This is a genomic window from Paenibacillus sp. A3M_27_13, assembly GCF_024213315.1.
Classification (GTDB): domain Bacteria; phylum Bacillota; class Bacilli; order Paenibacillales; family Paenibacillaceae; genus Paenibacillus; species Paenibacillus polymyxa_B.
Genome location: NZ_JANAVE010000010.1, coordinates 1 through 14,369, shown reverse-complemented (window position 1 = coordinate 14,369; position 14,369 = coordinate 1). Strand labels below are relative to the sequence as shown.

14 protein-coding genes are annotated in these 14,369 nt (G+C 41.9%); 11 read left to right on the top strand and 3 right to left on the bottom strand.

The annotated features are described in order from the left end of the window. Positions 1-71 precede the first annotated feature (71 nt). The 10 genes from NLX82_RS23885 to NLX82_RS23840 all read left to right on the top strand — a co-directional run bounded on the left by NLX82_RS23885 (position 72) and on the right by NLX82_RS23840 (position 8,528). Positions 72-1,661, top strand: coding sequence for an acetate--CoA ligase (locus NLX82_RS23885; RefSeq protein WP_254349157.1), 1,590 nt, complete (start codon positions 72-74; stop codon positions 1,659-1,661). A 47-nt stretch (positions 1,662-1,708) separates the two neighbouring features. Beyond that, entirely contained in the window at positions 1,709-2,941 is a 1,233-nt protein-coding gene (locus NLX82_RS23880; RefSeq protein ID WP_254349156.1) for an aminopeptidase, read from the top strand. 230 nt (positions 2,942-3,171) lie between these two features. Further along, entirely contained in the window at positions 3,172-3,762 is a 591-nt protein-coding gene (locus NLX82_RS23875; protein ID WP_023988547.1) for a TetR/AcrR family transcriptional regulator, read from the top strand. An 18-nt stretch (positions 3,763-3,780) separates the two neighbouring features. Further along, a complete protein-coding gene (locus NLX82_RS23870) occupies positions 3,781-4,407 on the top strand; it encodes an HXXEE domain-containing protein (protein ID WP_254349155.1) in 627 nt (208 codons plus the stop codon). A gap of 120 nt (positions 4,408-4,527) precedes the next feature. Further along, a complete protein-coding gene (locus NLX82_RS23865) occupies positions 4,528-5,223 on the top strand; it encodes a DUF4309 domain-containing protein (protein ID WP_254349154.1) in 696 nt (231 codons plus the stop codon). Positions 5,224-5,373: 150 nt separating this feature from the next. Beyond that, positions 5,374-5,901 carry a TetR/AcrR family transcriptional regulator gene (locus NLX82_RS23860; protein ID WP_076161218.1) on the top strand — a complete coding sequence of 176 codons (528 nt, stop codon included), beginning with the start codon at positions 5,374-5,376 and terminating at the stop codon, positions 5,899-5,901. Positions 5,902-6,114: 213 nt separating this feature from the next. Further along, entirely contained in the window at positions 6,115-6,705 is a 591-nt protein-coding gene (locus tag NLX82_RS23855; RefSeq protein ID WP_023988551.1) for a sulfurtransferase TusA family protein, read from the top strand. After that, positions 6,702-7,217 carry a DsrE/DsrF/DrsH-like family protein gene (locus tag NLX82_RS23850; RefSeq protein WP_049828400.1) on the top strand — a complete coding sequence of 172 codons (516 nt, stop codon included), beginning with the start codon at positions 6,702-6,704 and terminating at the stop codon, positions 7,215-7,217. Before NLX82_RS23855 ends, NLX82_RS23850 begins: the two co-directional genes overlap by 4 nt. 76 nt (positions 7,218-7,293) lie before the next feature. After that, positions 7,294-7,560, top strand: a complete 267-nt coding sequence (locus tag NLX82_RS23845) for a metal-sensitive transcriptional regulator (protein WP_013310304.1) — start codon at positions 7,294-7,296, stop codon at positions 7,558-7,560. 287 nt (positions 7,561-7,847) lie between these two features. After that, on the top strand, positions 7,848-8,528 hold the full coding sequence (locus NLX82_RS23840) for a YetF domain-containing protein (protein WP_068939434.1): 681 nt from the start codon (positions 7,848-7,850) through the stop codon (positions 8,526-8,528). 113 nt (positions 8,529-8,641) lie between these two features. Here NLX82_RS23840 and NLX82_RS23835 read toward each other — a convergent pair whose 3' ends face one another. The 3 genes from NLX82_RS23835 to NLX82_RS23825 are packed head-to-tail and all read right to left on the bottom strand — an operon-like array spanning position 8,642 to position 12,612. Continuing rightward, positions 8,642-9,748 carry a GerAB/ArcD/ProY family transporter gene (locus NLX82_RS23835; protein WP_254349153.1) on the bottom strand — a complete coding sequence of 369 codons (1,107 nt, stop codon included), beginning with the start codon at positions 9,746-9,748 and terminating at the stop codon, positions 8,642-8,644. A gap of 32 nt (positions 9,749-9,780) precedes the next feature. Then, positions 9,781-10,983 (bottom strand): Ger(x)C family spore germination protein, encoded by a 1,203-nt coding sequence (locus NLX82_RS23830; RefSeq protein WP_023988555.1) that lies wholly within the window; start codon positions 10,981-10,983, stop codon positions 9,781-9,783. 9 nt (positions 10,984-10,992) lie between these two features. Then, positions 10,993-12,612, bottom strand: a complete 1,620-nt coding sequence (locus NLX82_RS23825; RefSeq protein ID WP_254349152.1) for a spore germination protein — start codon at positions 12,610-12,612, stop codon at positions 10,993-10,995. Positions 12,613-12,847: 235 nt separating this feature from the next. Here NLX82_RS23825 and NLX82_RS23820 point away from each other — a divergent pair, with 235 nt between their 5' ends. Next, positions 12,848-14,008, top strand: a complete 1,161-nt coding sequence (locus tag NLX82_RS23820; protein WP_076161222.1) for a trans-sulfuration enzyme family protein — start codon at positions 12,848-12,850, stop codon at positions 14,006-14,008. Positions 14,009-14,369 lie beyond the last annotated feature (361 nt).

Sequence of the window (14,369 nt, the reverse complement as noted above, 5' to 3'; positions counted from 1 at the left end):
CTGGTACTAAGACGTGTTATACTACAGTAAGAAAGTGGATCTCATCTTATGTATAAAGGGGAAGGTATAATTTGACAGATCAACAACAATGGCTTGCGCCTGAATATTACAATATGACTTCGGAAATGGAACACCATGATGCTGGTAAAACCGCACTCAAGTGGCTGAGTGAGACAGGAGAATACGAAGAAATCACCTATGGAGAGCTGTTGAAAAAGGCTAATCGACTGGCTGGAGGACTCGCAAATCTGGGATTTAACAAAGGTGACAGAGTTCTGGTCGTAGTACCACGGCGTATTATTGCGTATGTAATTTATCTGGCCTGCTTGAAACTTGGGCTTGCTGTCATTCCATCTTCAGAAATGCTACGTGCCAAGGATATTGCATTTCGTCTTCGCCATTCAGAAGCGCGCGCAGTCATTGCCTGGACCGGAGTAACAAGCGAAGTGGACAAAATAAATGATGATTTGCCTGCTCTGGATTATCGCATCGTGGTCTCCGGGGACGACACGGCAGATGTATCTGGCTGGCTCGTGCTGAATGAGCTGATGGATGGACAGGAAGATACTTTTGAAGCTGTGAAGACGCACCGTGACGACATGGCCATTCTGGCCTATACTTCCGGCACCACAGGAAATCCTAAAGGTGTTGTACATAGCCATGGCTGGGGATATGCTCATCTGCGGATAACATCACCATGGTTGGATATTCAAGCTTCAGATATAGTATGGGCTACAGCTGCACCGGGATGGCAAAAGTGGATTTGGAGTCCGTTTTTATCCGTACTAGGAAATGGAGCGACCGGATTCGTATATAATGGTCCGTTTCGTCCAGGCCGGTATTTGCAGTTTATGCAGCAGTATGGAATCCAAGTGTTGTGCTGTACGCCGACAGAATATCGGATTATGGCGAAAACGGATGGTTTGGATCAATATGATCTATCCCAATTGCGCAGCGCAGTTTCTGCGGGAGAGCCTCTCAATCAGGAGGTCATTAACAAGTTTCAGGAGCAATTCAACATTACGATTCGTGACGGCTATGGTCAAACGGAGAGCACATTAATTATTGGTAATTTAAAGGATGCACCTCTGCGTACAGGCTCGATGGGCAAATCCATTGCACCGGGACTCGTTGAGGTCGTAGACGAGGATGGCATTCCGCTGGCTCCGGGGCAAGTGGGAGATATTGCAGTGCGTGCCGATCTGCCGGCATTATTCCATACGTATTACCATGATCCAGAACGCAAATTAGCTAGTGTCCACGGAGATTATTTTGTTACGGGAGACCGGGCTCGCAAAGACGAGGATGGATATTTCTGGTTCGAAGGACGTGGTGATGATATCATTATCAGTTCTGGCTATACTATTGGTCCTTTTGAAGTAGAGGAAGCGCTTATGAAGCATGACTCCGTGCAGGAATGTGCTGCCGTAGCCAGCCCTGACGAAATCCGTGGACATGTTGTAAAGGCTTTTGTCGTACTCAAAGCTGGGGTAGAAGGATCACCGGCGTTAGTGAAGGAACTGCAACATCATGTGAAAACATGGACGGCGCCTTATAAATATCCACGAAAAATAGAGTTTATTAAAGAGCTTCCTAAAACTAGCTCGGGCAAAATACGAAGAGTGGAGCTGCGTGAACTGGAGAAGCAATCCGTACTGTAGTGATGAAATCATTCAATATAATCAAAACGGAACAGGAGCGTGGAAAAATGAGTACGTTTGAATCATTGTTGGAGCAATACGCAGAACTGGTCGTAAGAGTAGGGGTTAACATTCAGCCCGGACAGGTGTTTTTGGTAACTGCACCACTGGAAACTGTTGAGTTTACACGCCTGATTGTCAGCAAAGCCTATGAAGCAGGCGCTAAATATGTACAGGTAGAGTTCGAGGATGATTCCATTACACGTAGTCGTTTTGAACATGGTGACGAAGCCAGCTTTGATTACTACCCTACTTGGAAGGCAGAAATGATGGAGAAATTTGCCGAAGAGGGTGGAGCCACACTAACGATTAAAGTGCCGAACCCGGATTTATATCAAGGCATTGATCCACAAAAGGTATCTCGTGCGACTAAGGCGGCAGCTACGGCGAGAGAAGGTTTTTCCAAATATACCCGAAATCATAAAATTAGCTGGTGTTTGATTAAAGCGCCGACGAAGGCTTGGGCCGATAAAGTATTTGCAGATGTAGCAGAAGAGGATCGTATACGTGTCATGTGGGATACAATCTTCCAAATGAACCGTGTAGATGGCTCTGATCCTATTCAGAATTGGCAGAAACATTTGAAAAACCTTGAACAGGTACAAGACAAGCTGAATCATAAAAAGTATAAAAGCCTCCATTATCGTGCACCAGGAACAGATTTGAGAATTGAACTGGCTGACGGTCATATTTGGCGCAGCGGTGGTGGTGAGAACGAGCACGGAGATTATTTTGTCGCGAATATGCCGACAGAAGAAGTGTTCACGATGCCTAAGCGTACAGGTGTGAATGGTCATGTCACAAGTACCATGCCACTCAATTTAAATGGACAACTGGTGGATCGCATAACGTTTACCTTTAAGGACGGTAAAGTCACTGAATATACAGCAGAATCCGGCGAGCAGCATCTGACTCATTTGCTCGCTACGGATAAAGGGGCCAGCTATTTGGGAGAAGTTGCACTGGTGCCGCACGATTCACCGATTTCCAATCTCAATCGCATTTTTTACAATACAGGTATCGACGAAAATGCCTCCTGCCACTTGGCTCTAGGCAGTGCGTATCCATTTAATATGGAAAATGGCACACAAATGAACCGGGAGGAGCTGCTCCAGAACGGTGCCAATGTCAGCCTGACTCATGTTGACTTCATGATCGGCTCAGCTGAGCTGGATATTGACGGCGAACTGCAAGACGGAAGTAAAGAAGCCGTGTTCCGCAAAGGAAATTGGGCCATTTAGGCCTTTTCTCAATCTCCATTCAATCGACCCGCAAACGATCTCATTCGTTATGCGGGTTTTTCTATTCCCTAAATCTCAAATTGCTCCTTGTTTTGTGAAATATAAAGTGCTAAACTGAGTTCAAACAGTAATTTAAACAACGTTTTAATTATTGTTTGAAAAGTCATTTACATAAAATCGTCCCATTTCATTCATCCGTTATGATTGGACGAAACAGGAGGAGGAAAAACATGAATCACCCAGACAAAAAACAACAAACCAAAGAAAAAATCTTAGACGCTACGCTGGAATTTATTCAAAAGGAAGGTTTTGAAGCGGTTACAATCAGAAAAATTGCCGACCTATCTGCTACTAATATTTCTTTAGTTAATTATTATTTTGGCTCCAAGGAAAATCTGCTCAGTGAAGCTATTGAAGTGATATTAAATGGCTTTCAGCACACCTTTTCTATTTTGGACAATACAGCGATGCCCCCCCAAGATAGACTGAAACAATTTTTACTTAACTATCTACAGGTCATTCGTCAATATCCAGAGCTTCTTTCGCGAATTATTGCCATGGGCAGCACGCCCTTTACATCTCAACAGGAATACGGAAGGTTTTTAAACATCATGGGATTTCCAAAGGTTCAGAGCACGATCAAGGAGCTGACAGGTGAGCAACAGCCGGAGCGCTTGTTAGCGATGATGCTGCAAATATTTGGAGCTATTTTTCTGCCTGCACTGATGAGTCCGATTCTTGAATCAGGGGCAGTTGTGGAAATACCTTCAATAGAGGAACAATTAAATCTGCTGTTCGAAAGATATTTTGATCAAAAATAAATCATAGGGGTGACTAATATGAATTTTTTAAGAAAATATTGGCAAGATGCAGGGGCTATAATCGGTGTGGTTGTATGTATTGTTTTACTTATGAATCCAGCTATCCTTTCGGATATAACAGGCATGTTATGGTTGAGTTTTGTAGCTATATTATTTCATCAATTTGAGGAGTACCGCTGGCCTGGATATTTTGCTGGTTTATTTAACAATGTTATGTTTAAAAGTGATACACCGGATCATTACCCCTTAAACACTCAATCAGCGATGATTATCAATGTAGCAATTGCCTACGTGTTTTATCTGCTCCCCGTATGGTTCCCGCAAGTAGTCTGGCTTGGACTCGCACCAATTTTTATGGGATTCTTTCAGGTCGTTTGGCACGGTATCGTTGTCAATATTAAAGCAAAAACCTTATATAATCCTGGCTTGTTTACGGCACTTCTCCTGCATGTTCCAGTCGGAATCTGGTATATTCATGAAATAGTACAGCGAGACATCCCATCGGCAATAGACTGGATTGCGGGTACGATCTACTTTGTTTTTGCTGTATACATCTTCATCATTAAAGGGAATATATGGTTGAAGAAGAGTGACTCTCCTTACTCCTTTTCTAAACAACAGCTGGGAGCTTACGGTCGTAAATAGGGTATGTTAGAAAATCATCAATGTCCTTGTTTACAAGTTGGATACAAGTAGAGGTATTCTGGAAACGAGGTTCGGTTACACTTGCTTTGTACCCATGAACAAGGAAAGAGTGATCTTATAATGAAGCATACACATCAATCTCATGATCGTAAAAAATTGGCTTGCAAGCTAATCACCACTAGTGCTTTCTTGGCTATAGGTTTTGCTGTGATGACAGGATGCAGCAATAGCGGGGAAGCAAAATCAACTGCTCCTACTAAAGCAGAAACAGTCAAATCACTTGCTAGTTCTACAGATCAAAACACGGATCTCAATACTAATGGTCAAGGCTCAACCTCTACCCATCAAGAACCTGCCAGTAGTACAGCTTCATCTCACAGTAAACACAGCTCCGCAGCCGCTTTATTCAGCGCAGCCAAGCAGGGGACCTTACCGAATTTGCCTAAAGGTCTTGGCTTGGGAACTAGCAGCGATCTGTTATTTGAGCTGTGGGGGAAATCTGAGTCAGGTTCTACAGGTCCTATGAGAAGCTACGCTAAGTATCATACAGACATCGTGCTGGATGGAAGCGATAAAGTTACAGAAATCACATCTTCCGATCCAGACTATAAGAAGTTGCTTATCAAACAAGTTGTTGACGAATTGGGCCAACCTACGGAAACCGTTGACACCTCTAGAGACATACCTGACACAGCAGAAGCTAATTATACGATCAATAACACATCAGGACTTAGTTATTATTTAGTATTTTCCTATCAAACCAAAACGCAAAAGGTCAATTATATCCGATTATATTTTAACTCTAAGACGCCATAATTGGATGTATATAACAGAGTCGTTTCCGTCAGAATTGCGGAGGCGACTTTGTTCAAACTCATTGCATTTTTAGGTTATGTCGTTTATACTGATTTGTAATTGATTAATCGCTAATCAGAAAACTGTGCTAAATTAAAGGATGAAAAAAATATGGCTAAAGCTACGTCAACATCTATAAATCGCCAAAAGGAAATCATATCTGCTGCCATTGAAGTGTTTGCAGAGATGGGCTACTACCGAGCTACAACAGCCAAAGTTGCGGAACGGGCCAATATTTCTCAGCCCTATGTCTTTCGTTTTTTCGCTACCAAGGAAGCGTTGCTTGTTGAAGCCTTGAAGGTTTCATTTGCACGTATCATAGACTCTTTTCACAGAGTTATTCATTCGGCCTCATCTGAACAGCTCGAGCAAGAGCTAATTGCAGCCTATTCGCAAATTATGATGGAATACCGCAATGAAACACTTTTGCAAATGCAGGCGCAGACGATCCGCGAGGATGAGGTTGTAAGCGTGATGCAGCAAGGATTCCGTGAAATTCATACGACGGTTTATGATGCTTTCCGACGGGCAGGTATTGAACAAGCAATGGAAAGAACGATGCTTTTTCTCTCCAGAGGTATGCTGTGTAATATTTCGATGTCGCTGGATCTACCAGAACTGATGAAAAAAGACGATTAATTTTGGTTTATGCATTAGAGTCGCGTTTTTGCGCGGCTTTTTTTGCTTTTAATTTTATTTTGTTCAAGACATGATTTCATTTGCTTCTGAGAAAAAACGGCCAAATAAGTTGACAAGAGAAGCGAGTCTCGTTATTCTAATACCCATAGGGGTATATGTATAAAGAGATTTAACTAAACTAAGTCCCCTCAAAAAAAAGACGGAGGTTATAGAATGTCATCAACTAACAATATCCAAGCAGATCATATTCTTGATTGCAAAGGGCTAGCTTGTCCTATGCCTATTGTAAAAACAAAAAAGGCTATGAATGAGCTCGTTCCCGGAAAGATTATAGAGGTTCAGGCGACTGACAAAGGTTCATTAGCCGATTTTCAGAGCTGGGCTAAAAACACCGGACATCAATATTTGGGCACCCTCCAAGAAGGAGATGTAATGCGACATTATTTACGCAAAGCAAATCCGGCTGAAGTGAAGAAGGAGCAAATATTTTCTTCTACGATAAGCCATGAAGAGCTACAAGCAAAATGTTCTGGAAAAGAGAACTTCATTTTGCTTGATGTTCGTGAACCCGCTGAATTTGCGCTTAAACATATCCCTGGATCTAAGCACATCCCTCTTGGCGAACTGGAGAACAGACTTTCTGAGCTGAACTTGGAAGAAGAGATCGCAGTGATTTGCCAAGCTGGAGCACGCAGTGAAATGGCTTGTCAGTTCTTAGTTTCCAAAGGCGCTAAAAAAGTCAAATCTGTGCTTTCAGGCATATCCGAATGGGCTGGAGAAACTAAGGGAAGCGAATCCATATGAGTACAACAGCAGGAATTTATACAAATAATCAAGAACATGTTCAGTCCAAAACAACGATTGTATTATTCAGCGGGGAGCTGGATAAGGCGATTGCTGCATTCATTATTGCGAATGGAGCGGCAGCATATGATCATGAAGTAACTATTTTCTTTACTTTTTGGGGGCTAAATACGCTGCGCAAGGATGAAATCGTGAGCACCAATAAGGGAATGCTCGAAAAAGCCTTTGGCTGGATCATGCCTCGTGGACCCAAAAAGCTTGCACTATCCAAAATGAATTTTGCCGGACTCGGTCCACAGATGATCAAGCATGTCATGAAAAAGCACAATGCGCTTTCCTTGCCGCAGCTTATAGAGTTGGCACGAGAGCAGGGGATCAAGCTCGTCGCCTGTACCATGACCATGGATTTGTTAGGACTGCAGCAAGAAGAGCTAATCGACGGTTTGGAATATGCTGGAGTAGCCGCCTACTTGGGGGATGCTTCGCAGGGGAAGGTGAATCTATTTATTTAGGGTATCCTATTTATTTTTTTGGTTTATAATATACCTATACGTGTATATGGTAAGTCAAAAAAGGAGTGCATTACTTATGGATTACAATTACAGTGATGAACTGAAAACGCGCCTGAGGAGGATTGAGGGACAGGTACGTGGGGTACTTCGTTTAATGGATGAAGGTAAATCGTGCAAAGACGTCGTTAGCCAGTTATCTGCCGTACGTAACGCATCAGATAAAGCGATTGCCCAAATTGTAGCAGAGAATCTGCAACGATGTATATTGGAAGAGCAAGAGGCAGGAGGAGACACGGATAAGCTGGTTAAAGAAGCGATTCAGCTTCTTGTGAAAAGTAGATAATCATGTCTCCAGAGTCCATGCTAGCGGGCAATGATGTTACTATGTACAAAATTACGGGAGCTGGCATACTGCCTTTACCCAGCCACATATATTGGACGTTGTTAAGAAGTTTTTTGATAAACATCTGAGAGATTAAGATTATATACTAGCCATAATTAAAGTTCGCTGCCTCTAGTTGGTAGCGGGCTTTTTTAATCGGACATTTTAGGAATAACCCTCTGTTTATGCTGAGGTAGACAGGTGTAAATAACACATAAGGAAAACAACTTCTTCCGGGAGGCCTATTTATGGAGGTATTTGTTACGATTGGTGTCAAATTGATCATCAGCTTTTTTGGCTTGTGGATCATTACTTTTATTACAGGTCGAAAAACACTCAGTCAGTTAACACCACTCGATTTCCTAACATCATTGGTGTTAAGCGAAATTGTGGGAAATACGTTATATGACGATAAGGTGACCATTGGGCAGCTTTTGTTTGCATTGGCACTATGGTGCGCGCTGGCCTACTTTTTTGAAAAGGCGACGACCCGTTTTGTGAAATTTGGATATATGGCAGAAGGTCGAACAGTGCTACTCGTGGATAAGGGCCAGGTCAATCAAGAGATGCTTGAAAAATATGATATAGAATTTACCCAGCTGCTCTCCATGCTACGCCAGCAAAATATTTTTTCTCTTCGTGAGGTCTGGTACGCCACGTTAGAAACGAATGGTTCATTGTCAGTCATGCGCAAACCCGAATACGAGCCACCCGCCGCTCAGGATATGGGAATAGATGCACAGCCTGACCTTTTTTCTGTAACAGTCATTGATAAAGGAAAGCTCCTGAACGAATCTATGCGTGGGAAGTCAATCGATATTGAAGAGATTAAAGTAAAGGTGCGCGAGCAGGGATATGATAGTATCGACGAAATCGCCTACGCAGAGTTTAGCGAGGATGGAACACTTCACATCGTGCCGATGAAATAGAAAAAGCATCATAAAATTTGAATGATAGGCTACTACAGTTCTGCGCTTCTTACCGTGTATGGTGTAGCTACTGAGATAGAGGCAGAACTTTGGGGTATTGAACTACCATCTTCTCATGAAGAGGACTGTTTATTTGTCTTTTTTCTTCTTTTAATAATAATAACTGTAAACAGAAACAAAGGGAGTACAATCTGAAAAATAGGGAACCAAGTATTAATTACAATTTTTCGACCGATTACCATGTGATGAGTAAAGTTAGGGGACAAAGAAGAAAGCCCATAAATAAGTGCTGCAAGGGGGGAAATCCACTTTTTAAATCCGACTCCAGTTATTTTTTCAAGTCCTATCACGGCGCCATTAAAAAATAAGGACATTTTGATGATCAATCCAAGAAAAAGAAGCAAGGTGAAAAGGGCATCCATTCGTTCGAACACATCCGCCAATTCAATCAACTGAACGGCTTCCAACAGAGGAAGTGTACTATCTACGGCGATCTTAGGTCCGAGAACAAAAATATTCAATTGATTGATAAATATCAGAGAAAGGGCGGTAATACTATAGGCAAAGATCACAGTTTTTGTGAGATTCCGGTCTTTATGTACAAGCGGATAAAATACAAGAAATAATACAATCTGTCCGAATGGAAAGGAGATAAGCTCAGGAATAGCGGCTTTAAAAATGGGTTTCCATCCTTCCTCTAGAATCGGAAGAGAATTTTCAAAGTGAAAGAGACCGGTTGCCGGAATTAGTATAGTAATTATAGTATATCCAAGTACAAAAAAAGGGAAAAGGAATAAGGAAAATAGGAACAATACTTTGTATCCGTAACGAATCGTATTGGATACAACCATGATTGTGATCAACATGATGAGCCACAAGGGGGTTTGGCGTAGCAAAGCCAGGACTGTCACCTCGCCTAAATCGCGTAAGCTCCGAGAAGCTTCATATGTGAAGTACATCACAAAAAGCAGGTTAATCGTTGTACCCACATATTTTCCTATGTAACGGCGAAACAACATGAACAAATCTAATTCAGGGTCTTGATGATGGATAGCAAGATGGAGCATTAACAGAAGTAGTCCTGCTAAGGCGCCTATCAACATGACTAACCAAGCATCTTGCTTTGCTTCAGCTCCCATTAAAAACAAAGTTGTACTTCCAACTTCAAACAAAGACATACAAATGATCAGCTCTGATACTCGGATTGAATTTTGACGCATTGCTTCAATTCACCTCTGCCTGTTTATTCCATTCATTTCAATAGCTCGTTAAAAGACTCTCCAAATAATCCTGGACGTGCAAGTTTCATTTTTACATTTATTTTTATATCCATGTTTGCTAACTCCTTAGGCCACGTTTCCTTTATTTTTTTCCAGTCTTTTGGGTTCTTCTGATGAATTTTATTCCCAATACCAATAAGGTCGATATTATTTTGCTGTAAGGCTTTCCAGCCTTCCCGGATTTGCAACTCGATAATTTCTGCTGCTTGCTTCTGCAATTGGTCTATACTTTGCATATTTTTCATTTCTCTTTGCGAAGAGGCTGACAAAAGATCTCCGGTAGTTTTAACGTCAACGTTTAGGTAAAAATGATTTAAGTTCTTTATTGGCGTAATCTTAACCTTGGCCTTCCGGATGAGGAAAGCAGCCGTAGCATTCCCATCCACATAGTTTATAGTGGTGTTTTTAATCTGGTTGTTTAACCATGAAACCCCTATACTTTCCTTTTCATTTAGGTGTCCGACTCTCTTGTCTTTCCGGAAAATGCTTAGGCCCGACAACTTAAGTTTACTTTTAGCGGATGTTTCCTTGAACACATCAACAGAATCTAGTTTCTCCGGCTCGGAGCCCTCAAGAGATATTTCTGGAACTCCGGCTGCACCACTATCGGAGCTAATTTTCGAAATAAATTCATACATAGATACGGATGGATAAATCGATCCATATCTTCTGTTTTTTTCTATAATATTTTCTAAAGCTTGACCGGGAATTTTCTCTGGTGGTACAAGCTTTTTTAAATAATCACGAGCCTCTCCGTTGGCAATAAATACTTTTACAGTTTCCCGTGAATCAAGGTTACGGAGGTAAATATCAATAATTTCTTCAATGCCTTGTTCTGCTGCTTTTTTTCCAATAACGATTACATTATTTTGAGCAAAATACAATTTACGTGGGTATTCCAGACTACTCTTCGTAACGGTCTCTCTTAGTGTTTTTCCATGTGTAGAAAAAGTATGTACAGCGCTTTGCGATGCCCCCGTGGAAGAACCACCTGAGCCAGTCGTCATAGCTGATGGAATGATGATTTGATAAGTATTGATCCAGTCGCCTTGATGTCCATCAATTCCAGTTGCTGTTGTGATGCCTAATTCATTCAATTCTGTTCGATCCACGCACCCTGTAAGTAATAATCCTGCAATACACAGAACGTAACTAACTCTAAATTGGCTCACCATTGATCTCTCCTATTTTTCGGTATCAGACTTGTCATCATTTCTAATTTCATCTGAAATGGCAGAGTATTGGTGAGTTGCCTGTCTGGTTTTGTTGGAAGCTGATTTTCCATTTGGTCTTGTTTTCATAGCCCACCACGGTACTCTAATGACAAGATCCTTCATATTGGACTTAAAGGAGGGGCTGTAGGGCATAAAATAATCAACTCCAAATGATTTGAGTGATACAAGATGAACTAAAAGGGGGATAAGTGCTATCAGAATACCGAATAAGCCCAGAGCCCCCGCTATTAGCATAAGAGCAAACCGCAACAATCGGACTGCTGAAGCCAAGGTGACATATGGGATCACAAAGTTCGATATAGCTGTGAAGGCAACAACGATTACCATTGCACCTGAGACCAGTCCGGCTTGCACCGCTGCCTGCCCGATAACTAGAGCTCCTACGATGGAAACGGCTGGCCCGATGACCCTAGGCATTCGCACACCGGCTTCACGAATTACTTCAAACATCAATTCCATCATTAATGCTTCCAATAATGCGGGAAAAGGAGTTCCTTCCCGTTGAGCCATCAGTGTAATTAACAGCGTGGTAGGGATCATTTCCTGTTGAAAAGTCGTCAGGGCTATAAATAGAGAAGGGAGCAACAAAGTGATTAAAAAAGATACCACACGAAGAGCCCTTAAAAAAGATGAAATGTCATATCTCTGGTAGTAGTCTTCAGCCGTCTGAAAGAAATTAAAGAAGGTTACAGGTGCAATCAGAGCAAATGGCGTCCCATCAATCAGAACAGCTACTTGTCCGTCTAAAAGGCTTCCTGCGACTGTATCCGGACGCTCTGAGTTCAGCATGGTGGGAAAGAGACTAAGTGGTTCATCCTGTATGAATTCTTCTATGTAGCCACTTTCAAGTATACTGTCTGTATCAATGGATTGAAGCCGTTTAGTAATTTCATGCACGACTTCTGGATTAGCGACACCTTCAATGTAAGCTAATATAACTTTAGTTTGTGTATATCGCCCAATAATATGACTTTCAAACTTAAGGTCAGGTGTCCGCAATTTTCTTCTAATCAGTGTGATGTTGGTTGAGACATCCTCCGTAAATCCTTCTTTAGGACCCCGAACTACGGTTTGAGTACTGGGTTCCTGAATAGCTCGTCTTACTCCGCCGGCGATGGAAACTGTCAGGGCATATGTACTTCCATCGATAGCAATGACAGCATTACCGGAGAGGATGGATTGATAAATTTCATTTTGCGAGTGTATCATTTGAATATTTCCTGACGGGATTGTTCTCTTTATTAGCGAAACTGCGGTATTTTCTTCAAGCTTAAAAGAAGCTGCGAAGACCGGCTCTGTAATTAAGCCCTCCATTAAATCGGAAAGCAAGTTTTGGTCAATCAGCCCCTCGATATAACAAACGGCGAGATGTCCAGCATGGACAGGACTTTCGGAAAAATCACGAATGATAAAATCAGAGCTTTGTCCGAGTTTTAATTTAAGTATTGATAGAGTATGTGCTAATGATGGATTTATGGGTTCTGAAGAGGCCTGCTGTTTAGATTTTTCGATATCCTGTGTGTACCTTTTTCCAGGTTTCAGAACATTTCTAATCCAACGTGTCAACACAAGTGAACCCCCTCTTTATTGATAAAGTATATCTTTGCCCTGCACCCCAAAAATATACGCTATTTTTATGAATTGGATACTTAGTGAAAGACATTTGGAAGCCTCATAATTATCCGAATTTCGCAAATCAACCAGCATAGGGTCTAGAAGAGTTTGACGTATAGAATATTTGAGTCCCGGATTGAGGAGACTACCTCTTATAGGTTTGAAATTTTTTAGAAAGTGGTGATCAGGTTTGAGTTTCTCGGATGATCAGCTTATCTGTCTCCGATTTGAGGACGAACTAGGGTATTTTGCTAAGGCTGCTGCTCCTCCTATTTATGAGACTGCTCCATTTTTCTTTGATACTTACGAAGATTATGCTGAAGCGGCTAATAATGAAAAGGAGCATTATGTCTATTCGAGGGGAACCAATCCTACCGTTCAGATTGCAGAGCAAATGATTGCTGCGCTGGAAGGTGGGGCGGATTGCAAGTGCTTTGCTTCCGGAATGGCTGCTATCAGTGCCTCTCTAATGTGTAGCTTATCCGCAGGGGACCATCTGATTCTGGTCGGACACATATATGAAACCTCCGTCAACCTAGCCCAATATTTAAAGAGGTTCCATATAGACTATACAATCGTACATTCGACTTCTACGGAAGCAGTTGCTGATGCCATCAAATCGCAGACCCGTGCTATTCTTATGGAGTCTCCTACCTCATTCACATTCGATATGGTAAATATTCAGGAGGTAACTTCGCTTTCCAAAGCAAAGGGTATACGTACAATCATAGATAATTCATGGGCTACACCCCTTTTCCAAAAACCATTGGAATGGGGCGTAGATATCGTTGTTCACTCCGCATCCAAGTACTTGGGTGGTCATAATGATTTAATTGCAGGGGCAGTGTTCGCTTCTAAAGAGATAATAAACCGTATGTATGCTGAAGAGTATGAGTTGATTGGCGGCTCGTTAGCCCCTTTTGAAGCCTGGCTACTCATTCGGGGTCTAAGAACGCTCCCGCTCCGTATGGAAGCCCATCAAAGGAATGCTCTGTTGGTTGCTCGTTTTCTATCAGATCATCCGGCCATTTCCAAAGTGAATCATCCCCGACTTCCTTCTCATCCACAACATAAACTGGCATGTAGACAGCTCAAAGGGTATGCCGGATTATTCAGTTTTGAACTAAAGGATTCGACTTATGAGGATATATGTAGAGTGATCAATAAACTGCGACTGATCCGGATCGGTGTATCTTGGGGGTCTATGGAGAGCCAGGTGATCTCACCAAACTACGGCTTCAATAAGCAGAGTCTAAAAAAACAACACATGCCTGAATCGCTTATCCGCCTGGCTGTAGGGCATGAGCCTGCTGAACTTTTGATACAGGATTTGGCTACAGCTTTAAGCTAAGCGAACATTTCAGTATTTTATCTAAAAAAGCGAAAGCAGCGGCTCCTCCAATACATAAAGAGCACCTGCTTTTCTGATTTATGACGTTTATACCTGATCAACTTTGCAGTTTAAGTAGGAGATAAGAGAGCATTGGTTGCTCCAGGTAAATTACCGTGTGTTGGAGTGTTTTAATAAAAACTACAACGTGTAGAAATACAAATTAGCAAACTGGGAAATATTACAACTTGCCTGATAGGTATACACGTGATAAATTATATATCCAGCCAGTTAAACGGCTGTTGATTTGATCTTTGAAAACTGAACAACGAGTGAGTACGGATTTTGTTTACAAAATCCAACGCTGAAATTTTGGTACATG

Coding starts and splice junctions, on each gene's coding strand:
- NLX82_RS23880 (WP_254349156.1), top strand. CDS start 1,709: ATGAGTACGTTTGAATCATTGTTGGAGCAATACGCAGAACTGGTCGTA.
- NLX82_RS23875 (WP_023988547.1), top strand. CDS start 3,172: ATGAATCACCCAGACAAAAAACAACAAACCAAAGAAAAAATCTTAGAC.
- NLX82_RS23870 (WP_254349155.1), top strand. CDS start 3,781: ATGAATTTTTTAAGAAAATATTGGCAAGATGCAGGGGCTATAATCGGT.
- NLX82_RS23865 (WP_254349154.1), top strand. CDS start 4,528: ATGAAGCATACACATCAATCTCATGATCGTAAAAAATTGGCTTGCAAG.
- NLX82_RS23860 (WP_076161218.1), top strand. CDS start 5,374: ATGGCTAAAGCTACGTCAACATCTATAAATCGCCAAAAGGAAATCATA.
- NLX82_RS23855 (WP_023988551.1), top strand. CDS start 6,115: ATGTCATCAACTAACAATATCCAAGCAGATCATATTCTTGATTGCAAA.
- NLX82_RS23850 (WP_049828400.1), top strand. CDS start 6,702: ATGAGTACAACAGCAGGAATTTATACAAATAATCAAGAACATGTTCAG.
- NLX82_RS23845 (WP_013310304.1), top strand. CDS start 7,294: ATGGATTACAATTACAGTGATGAACTGAAAACGCGCCTGAGGAGGATT.
- NLX82_RS23840 (WP_068939434.1), top strand. CDS start 7,848: ATGGAGGTATTTGTTACGATTGGTGTCAAATTGATCATCAGCTTTTTT.
- NLX82_RS23835 (WP_254349153.1), bottom strand. CDS start 9,748: ATGCGTCAAAATTCAATCCGAGTATCAGAGCTGATCATTTGTATGTCT.
- NLX82_RS23830 (WP_023988555.1), bottom strand. CDS start 10,983: ATGGTGAGCCAATTTAGAGTTAGTTACGTTCTGTGTATTGCAGGATTA.